8 protein-coding genes are annotated in these 8116 nt (G+C 61.4%); 5 read left to right on the top strand and 3 right to left on the bottom strand.

The window, feature by feature from the left end; genetic code table 11:
* Window positions 1–264: 264 nt before the first annotated feature.
* The 5 genes from moaA (at window position 265) to ACRXB1_RS24135 (ending at window position 4353) form a co-directional block, all read left to right on the top strand.
* Window positions 265–1374: a GTP 3',8-cyclase MoaA gene (moaA, locus tag ACRXB1_RS24155; protein WP_449493466.1), complete on the top strand. Its 1110-nt coding sequence runs from the start codon at window positions 265–267 to the stop codon at window positions 1372–1374.
* Between the two features lies 1 nt (window position 1375).
* On the top strand, window positions 1376–2008 hold the full coding sequence (gene mobA, locus ACRXB1_RS24150) for a molybdenum cofactor guanylyltransferase MobA (RefSeq protein WP_174364191.1): 633 nt from the start codon (window positions 1376–1378) through the stop codon (window positions 2006–2008).
* Between the two features lie 139 nt (window positions 2009–2147).
* Window positions 2148–3455 (top strand): molybdopterin molybdotransferase MoeA, encoded by a 1308-nt coding sequence (moeA, locus tag ACRXB1_RS24145; protein WP_086382051.1) that lies wholly within the window; start codon window positions 2148–2150, stop codon window positions 3453–3455.
* A gap of 116 nt (window positions 3456–3571) precedes the next feature.
* Entirely contained in the window at window positions 3572–3847 is a 276-nt protein-coding gene (locus ACRXB1_RS24140) for a hypothetical protein (protein ID WP_031363462.1), read from the top strand.
* Window positions 3847–4353, top strand: coding sequence for an N-acetyltransferase family protein (locus tag ACRXB1_RS24135; protein WP_449493467.1), 507 nt, complete (start codon window positions 3847–3849; stop codon window positions 4351–4353). Before ACRXB1_RS24140 ends, ACRXB1_RS24135 begins: the two co-directional genes overlap by 1 nt.
* On the opposite strand, the gene rmuC is transcribed toward ACRXB1_RS24135, so the two are convergent.
* From rmuC to ACRXB1_RS24120, 3 genes are all read right to left on the bottom strand, one after another.
* Entirely contained in the window at window positions 4350–5816 is a 1467-nt protein-coding gene (gene rmuC / locus ACRXB1_RS24130; RefSeq protein WP_075357159.1) for a DNA recombination protein RmuC, read from the bottom strand. The two genes, ACRXB1_RS24135 and rmuC, sit on opposite strands and share 4 nt — an antisense overlap.
* A gap of 2 nt (window positions 5817–5818) precedes the next feature.
* Window positions 5819–6799 (bottom strand): 2-hydroxyacid dehydrogenase, encoded by a 981-nt coding sequence (locus ACRXB1_RS24125; RefSeq protein WP_449493465.1) that lies wholly within the window; start codon window positions 6797–6799, stop codon window positions 5819–5821.
* 10 nt (window positions 6800–6809) lie between these two features.
* Window positions 6810–8116, bottom strand: a 1307-nt coding sequence (locus ACRXB1_RS24120; RefSeq protein WP_449493464.1) for a sodium:proton antiporter, incomplete at its 5' end; no start/stop codon positions are given.

The following is an 8116-nucleotide window of genomic DNA, read 5'->3' as shown; positions in this document are numbered from 1 at the left end:
CCAGCCGTGTGCCCTCCCGATCTAGCGCCTGCCGCCGCTCGACGCCGCGCCGATGCAGCAAGTGGAAACGGGTAAGGACGCATAAGCGTCCGACGTTTCGATAAAAGCGCCACATGACTCAGGTCTGTGGCGCTTTTTTATTTTTGCGCGTGCAAAAACCCCATAAAGCACAGCGGCGGACTACTGCTGATCCGCCCTTCCGCTAAAATGGATCGTTGAAAGTTGACAGTAGCCCCGCTGCTGCTTGCGAGAAATAAAACGATCATGTCCCGACGCATCATTCCCGTCACCGATATCACCGCGATCCCGGCCTTCCCGGGAGCCGTGGCGACGCCGACCGGATTGCTTACTGACAGTTTGTCACGCGACTTGCGCGATCTGCGCATCTCGGTGACCGATCGTTGCAATTTCCGTTGCGTGTACTGCATGCCGCGCGAAGTCTTCGATAAAAACTACGAATTCCTGCCGCACAGCGCGCTGCTGTCCTTCGAGGAAATCGAACGGCTGGCGCGGCTGTTTGTCGCCCATGGGGTGGAAAAAATCCGGCTGACCGGCGGCGAACCGCTGCTGCGAAAGAACATCGAATTCCTGATTGAGCGGCTGGCGCTTTTGCGTACGCCCGAAGGCCGGCCGCTCGACATTACGCTCACCACCAACGGTTCTATCCTCGCCCGCAAAGCCAGGTCGCTCAAGGACGCGGGTTTGACCCGTGTCACGGTGAGCCTCGACGCGCTCGACGACGCGTTGTTCCGCCGCATGAACGACGCGGATTTTGCCGTCGCCGATGTGCTCGATGGCATCGAAGCCGCGCATGCAGTCGGCCTGGCACCGCTGAAGGTGAACATGGTCGTCAAGCGCGGCACAAATGACGCGGAAATCGTGCCGATGGCGCGCCATTTCAAGGGCAGCGGCACGGTGCTGCGGTTCATCGAATATATGGACGTGGGCGCGTCGAATGGCTGGAACATGAGCGAAGTGCTGCCATCGGCGGATGTTGTTGCGCGCATTGCCGAGCATTTTCCGTTGCGACCGCTCGAAGCCCACAACGACGCAGAAACCGCTCAACGATGGGGTTACCGGGACGAAAGCGGCGAGATCGGCGTGATCTCCAGCGTGACCCGCGCCTTTTGCGGGACGTGCACACGGGCGAGGTTATCGACGGAAGGCAAGCTGTACTTGTGCCTTTTCGCGACGTCCGGACACGATCTGCGCGCGCTGATTCGCAGCGGCGCGAGTGACGCAGCCGTCGCCACCGCCATAGCCCGGATCTGGGAAGCGCGCACCGACCGCTACTCGGAGCTGCGCGGCAGCAATTCCCTGCCAGCCCCCGACCCGGACGCCCGGCGCGTCGAAATGTCGTATATAGGCGGATGACATGACCGAGCCGTCCCGGGATGCCCTTTCGAAGCACGACATCACGGGCGTGGTACTCGCCGGTGGACGCGGGTCACGCATGGGCGGCGTGGATAAAGGCCTGCAGCCGCTGAATCTCGAACCGCTCGCGCTGCACGCGCTGCGCCGGCTTTCGCCACAATGCGGCGCCATGCTCATCAGCGCAAATCGCAGCCTCGAAATCTATGCGCAACTCGGCATGCCGTTCCGGGCCAAGGTCGTCGTCGATGCATTCCCCGACTTCCCCGGCCCGCTCGCGGGCATGTCGGCGGCGTTGCACGAGGCGCAGACCGACTTCGTGCTGTTCGCGCCCTGCGATGCACCTTTCGTCGATCCTCATCTGGCCGACCGGCTGTCGGAGAAACTGGTTGCCGACAGTGCGGACATCGCCATCGCGACTGTCACGGATTCGGGCGGCGATCGCCATCTGCACCCCGTGTTCGCGCTCCTGAGAACGTCGCTGGCCGACGATCTCGACACGTACATTCGCGCCGGCGAACGTAAAGTTCGCGCGTGGTACGCGCGCCACAAGGCGGTAGAAGTGACCTTCACCGACGAGCGTGCGTTTTACAATGTCAACGATCTGCAGCAGCTAGCCGACCTGGAGCGCAACTAAGCGCCGGTTCGTTTCAGTTTGCTGCGAGCCACCGGCTTGCCAGAGGTCGCGGAAACACCGGCGCATCTCAACACGTCTGCCTCTTCATCCATCCGCCTGCGGGCTTTGTGTCGCGACTCCGCGCTGGTTTTACCCATCGATGAACACACCCAGGCACTTTTCGAGCTGCGTCGCCGAGTACGATCCGAACGCGCTGCCCGTCAGCGCGGCGCAAGACATCGTGCGTCAGTGGGCGTTGCCGCGCGGCTCCGTCGAAGTCGAGCGCGTGCGTCTTTTCGATGCGCTGGATCGTGTGCTGGCCAAGGACGTGATTTCACCCATCAACGTCCCCTCGCACGATAACTCCGCCATGGACGGCTACGCCTTCGATGGCGCAGTGCTGGCGGACGCCGGTCTCGAAGGGCGGGTTCAGTTGACCGTTGCCGGGAAGGCGCTCGCTGGACAACCGTTCGAAGGCCGCCCGCTTGCCGCCCAATGCGTGCGGATCATGACGGGCGCGCTGCTTCCGCCCGGCTGCGATACGGTGATTGCGCAGGAACTCGTGCAACGCGCGGGCGACATGGTCGCGTTCGGCACGGCGGGAATCGGGCGCGGCGTGAACCGGCGCCTTGCGGGGGAAGATCTTGCAGAAGGTCAACCGGCGTTGCGTGCAGGACGGATCGTGCGGGCATCGGATATTGGGTTGCTGGCTTCATTGGGTATCGCTGAAGTTACCGTGCAGCGCCGTTTGCGCGTCGCGTTTTTTTCCACCGGCGACGAGTTGCGCTCTGTCGGCGAAACGCTTGAACCGGGTTCCATCTACGATAGCAACCGCTACACGCTTTACGCGATGCTGCGCCGGATGAACGTCGAGCCCGTCGATCTGGGCATTGTCCGTGACGACCGGGCATCGCTTGAAGAAGCCCTGCGACGCGCGACCCGCGAAGCCGACGTCGTCATCAGTTCCGGCGGCGTGTCAGTGGGCGATGCCGACTTCACACGCGACCTGATGAACACACTCGGCGACGTCGCATTCTGGAAAATCGCGATGCGCCCTGGCCGGCCACTCGCGTTCGGTCGGCTATGGTCGGGCGCGCGTGCCGGCGAGGGCGAATCAGCGTTGTTCTTCGGCTTGCCCGGCAACCCGGTCGCGGTCATGGCGACGTTTTATTTCATCGTGCGGGAAGCGCTGCTCGCCATGTCGGGCGCGGCGCGGCACGCGTTGCCGATGGTATCGGCGATCAGCACGAATCCGCTATCCAAACGTGCCGGCCGCACGGAATTCCAGCGCGGTATTGCAGAGCGCGACAAAGCCGGGCGCTGGCGCGTGGTAACAACCGGGCCGCAAGGCTCGGGAGTGCTGAGTTCAATGAGCGAAGCCAATTGCTTCATTGTCCTCGAGCACGAGGCAGGAGATATCGATGCAGGAGACAGCGTCGATATCCTGCCATTCGACGGCCTGATTTAGTTTCACAGGCTCTTCGACAACCTGCTTCAAGAATCCGGACTGCAACGCCGTCATCCCGTATGCGGCCAACGCCTGGGTTCGAATGCACTGCACTACGACTGACGGGGTTTTCCTTCATGAAAAAACAGATTTCGTTCATCGCACCGGGACAAACCGCCAAAGCGCTGATTCTCGTGTATCTCACATTCAGCGTGCCGATCGTGTTGCTCGGCGTGCTGGTCGCGTTCTTCCGATACGGCTCCGTAGAACTCAGCACCGTGACAAGCGCACTGTTGCTGAACGCGATCCTGGGATTCATCCTGTTGTGGATTGCGTGTCACGCGTACAACTGGGTGGCGTCGCGGTTCGGCGGCATCGAGATCGTGTTGTCCGATGCACCGGAAGAAGCATGATGAGCGCCGCAATCCGTAGCGCCACTCCGCAAGATGTCAGCGCGATCTTCGGGCTCATGCTGGAACTGGCCGAGTTTGAAAAGCTGACGCATTTGTTCGTTGGGACAGAGTCCGGCCTCACCGATGCCCTGTTCGGCGACAAGCCCGCAGCGGAAGCCATGGTCGCGGAAGAAGACGGGGTGATCGTGGGTTATGCGCTCTTCTTCCAGAACTACTCCACGTTCCTTGGCAAGCGCGGGCTTTATCTGGAAGACCTGTATGTCAAACCTGGCATTCGCGGCAGCGGACTTGGCACGAAGATGCTGCGCGCGCTCGCGGCGATTGCGGTGGAGCGTCAGTGCGGCCGCTTCGAATGGACCGTGCTCGACTGGAACCAGAACGCCATCGGTTTCTACGAGAAGATGGGCGCGACCGTGTTGCCGGACTGGCGCATCGTGCGGATCACCGGCGACGCGCTGGCCACCCTCGCCTCGCCTTCTGCCTCGGCGAATGCCCCGGTAAATTAAGCTTCCGGTTCCTCGCGATCATCCGCTTCATGCCCGAGCAGGCTGGCCGCCTGCTCGCCCGGCAACGCTTCTACATCGCGCAGTTTCTTGCTCATCTGACGGGTGCGCGTTTCCGCTGATTCAATCGATCGCGTCACCGCCTCAAGCTGCGAGCGCGTCTTCGAGAGCACTTCCCCGAACTTCCTGAATTCCGTTTTTACCGCGCCGAGCACTTGCCAGACCTCACTGGAACGCTGCTCGATCGCGAGCGTCCGGAAGCCCATTTGCAGGCTGTTGAGCAAAGCGGTCAGCGTGGTCGGGCCCGTCACACTCACGCGATATTCACGCTGCAAGAAATCCGTCAACCCCGGACGGCGCAAGATCTCCGCGTACAAACCTTCAGTAGGCAGGAACAACAACGCAAAGTCCGTGGTGTGCGGCGGCGCGACATACTTCTGCGCGATGGTCTTCGCCTCAGCGCGAATCCGGCCTTCGAGGGCGCGCGATGCCTCTTCCACCGCGACTGGATCTCCGCGATCCTGCGCATCGATCAGACGCTCGTAATCCTCGCGCGGAAATTTCGCATCGATGGGAAGCCATACCGGCGTCGCCACCGCGTTCGCGCCGCTCTGGCCGGGGGCGTCGTGTCGGCCGGGCAGCTTGATCGCGAACTCCACGCGGTCGTTGCTCTTTGGAATGGTCGCGACATTCTTCGCGTACTGGTCCGGCGTCAGGAGTTGTTCGAGCAGCGACTCGAGTTGCACTTCGCCCCATGTCCCCCGTGTCTTGACGTTGGTCAGCACTTTCTTCAAGTCGCCGACGCCCGCCGCCAGTGTCTGCATTTCCCCCAATCCACGATGCACCTGTTCAAGTCTGTCTGACACCAGCTTGAACGATTCGCCAAGCCGCTGTTCCAGCGTGGCATGGAGTTTTTCATCGACGGTGCGGCGCATTTCTTCCAGCTTCGCCGCGTTGTTCGCTTCGATGTCCTTCAGCCGCGCTTCAAGCGTCATGCGCACCTCGCTCAGACGGCGGTCGTTCGATTCCGACATCTGCGCGAGTTGCAGCGTGAGGGCATCGCCGAAACGCTTGAGCGCCTGACTTTGTTCGTCGCGCGCGTGCTGGCTTTGCTGGACGTTGCTTTCCGTCAAGGCAAGCAACTGCCGCGAGAACGCCTCAAGTTGCGCGTTCTGCACGTTCGACATGCTTGCGAGTTGTGTCGCAAGCGTCTGCTGGAACTGAGCGAACGCGCCGCCCGCTTCCGTACGCGATGCGCGGGACGTCTCCACCACCTCGCCCCGCACATTGCGTTCGAGCCGCTCCTGGGCGCGTGCGTGGGCTTCGCCCATATCGATAACCCGGTCAGTGAGCGCGTCGAACTGTTCTTCGATATCCGTCTCGCGCTTGGGCCGCAGCAACAAAATCAGCACGATCACCAGCGTGATCGCAAGGACCGCGACCGCAGCGCTCAACAGCAACAACATTGTCATTTCTTCAGTACTTCCGGATTGATCGGGTTCGGCGGGTTGCCGGCGCGGGGACCTTCGCCTAATGCAGCGATGAGGTTATCGGCAGCGAGATTCGCCATTGCGCGGCGTGTGGATTCGGTCGCGCTTGCGATATGCGGCGTCAGTACGACGTTCGACAAACCCAGGAAATCGCGATTGAAATTCGGCTCGCCTTCGAAGACATCGAGGCCCGCTGCAGCGATGGTCTTGTTGCGCAGCGCTTCGATCAACGCAGCGTCATCGACGATTCCGCCTCGCGCGATATTGGTCAGCGTTGCCGTGGGTTTCATGCTCGCGAGTTCCGCCGCGCCGATGGTGTGATGGTTTTCGGCGGTGTACGGCAGCACCAGTACAACGTGATCGGCCTGTTTGAGCAAGTCAGCCTTCGATGCGTATTCGGCATTCAACTCCGACTCGATCGCCGGCGCGACACGCGAACGGTTGTGATAGATCACGCGCATGTTGAAACCGCGCGCACGCCGGGCCAGCGCTTGTCCGATGCGGCCCATGCCGATCACGCCCAGCGCCGAGCCGTAGACGTCCGCGCCGAGAAACGCATCGTACGACCACGTGCCCCATTTGCCCGCGCGCAGGAAATGCTCGGATTCCGTGATGCGACGTGCAGCCGCCATCATGAGCGACCAGCCAAAGTCAGCGGTGCTCTCGTTCAGCACGTCAGGCGTGTTCGTGCCGAGCACGCCGTGGGCGTTGAGCGCCTGCATGTCGAAGTTGTTATAGCCGACGGCCATGTTCGACACGACCTTCAAATTCGGTGCGCCTTCAAGCACCTTGGCCGTGACAGGATCGCCCGCGAGCAACGCGCCATCGCGATCGGCCATGCGGCGCGCGAATTCGTCGGCGGGAAGCGGCGCGCCGGGATTGGCATCGACTTCAAAATACTGTCGCAGGCGTTCGATCACGTCCGGGAAGATGGGGCGGGCAACCAGCACTTTCTTCATCGACTTCTCCTTAAAAGAACAACCATCCGGTAAGCAGGTACAGGGGCAACAAAATGACCGATGACCAGCCCAGGTAACCGAAGAAACTGGGCATCACAACGCCGCGAGATTCGGCGATCGCCTTGACCATGAAATTTGGCGCGTTGCCTATGTAACTGTTCGCGCCCATGAAAACGGCACCCGCGGAGATGGCGGCGAGCGTGGTGGCGCCGGTCGTCATCAAGGCCTGTGCGTCGCCGCCGGCGAGGTTGAAGAACACGAGGTAGGTAGGCGCGTTATCGAGAAACGATGACAACAGCCCCGTCGCCCAGAAGTAAGCAATGTCGATGGGCTTGCCGCTCGAGTCGGTGACGAGATGCACGATGCCAGCAAACGCGCCATCCGCGCCGGCGCGCAGAATAATGATCACCGGTGCAATGGTGATGAAGATGGCGGCGAACAGCTTCGCGACTTCTTCGATAGGCGCCCAGTTGAACGCGTTGCCCTCCCGCGCGCTCTTCGGCGTGAGCTTCAGTGACAGCAACATCACGACGATCAGCAATACGTCGCGCACCAGGTTCTGCAACGCTACGTGCGTGCCGAATACATCGAATTCGATACCCGGTTTCCACAAGCCGCTCATCAGGACCAGCACGACAACTGCCGCCAGAAGAACGAAATTGATTTTCCCATCGATGCTCAGCGGCGTCTTTTCAGCGGTCTCCGGCAGCACGTCTTCCTTCGCGAAATAGTACCGGTCGAGCGCATAAAAGAGCGCGAGCAGGATGGCGCAGATAAACAGCGTCGGCTTCGCGAGATGCACGGTGGTCCAGAAGAAGCTGACGCCGTTCAAGAAGCCGAGGAACAAGGGCGGATCACCGAGAGGTGAAAGCGAACCGCCTGCATTGGCAACGAGAAAAATGAAGAACACCACCCGATGCACACGGTGCTTGCGCTCTTCATTTGCGCGCAGCAACGGGCGGATCAGCAGCATTGCTGCGCCCGTGGTTCCCATGATGCTGGCGAGGAAGGTGCCGAGCGCGAGCAGTCCGGTGTTCAACCGGGGCGAACCGCGCAGGTCGCCATTCAGGCATATTCCGCCAGCGACGGTGAAGAGCGCCGTGAGCAGAATGATGAACGGGATATATTCTTCCAGCATCGCGTGGACGAAGGTCGCGAAGGCGGTGTTCGCTCCGAAACCAATGGCAAACGGTACGAGAAAGGCAATCGCCCACGCTGCCGATATCTTGCCGTAATGACTGTGCCAGGCATGCGGCGCGACCAGCGGCGCAATGGCGATGGACAGCAGGATGCCCGCGAACGGCAGCGCCCAGAGCA

This window comes from Caballeronia sp. M23-90 (assembly GCF_053574605.1).
Note: the sequence above shows the minus strand (reverse complement) of the source record. Positions and strands in the feature narration are given on the sequence as shown.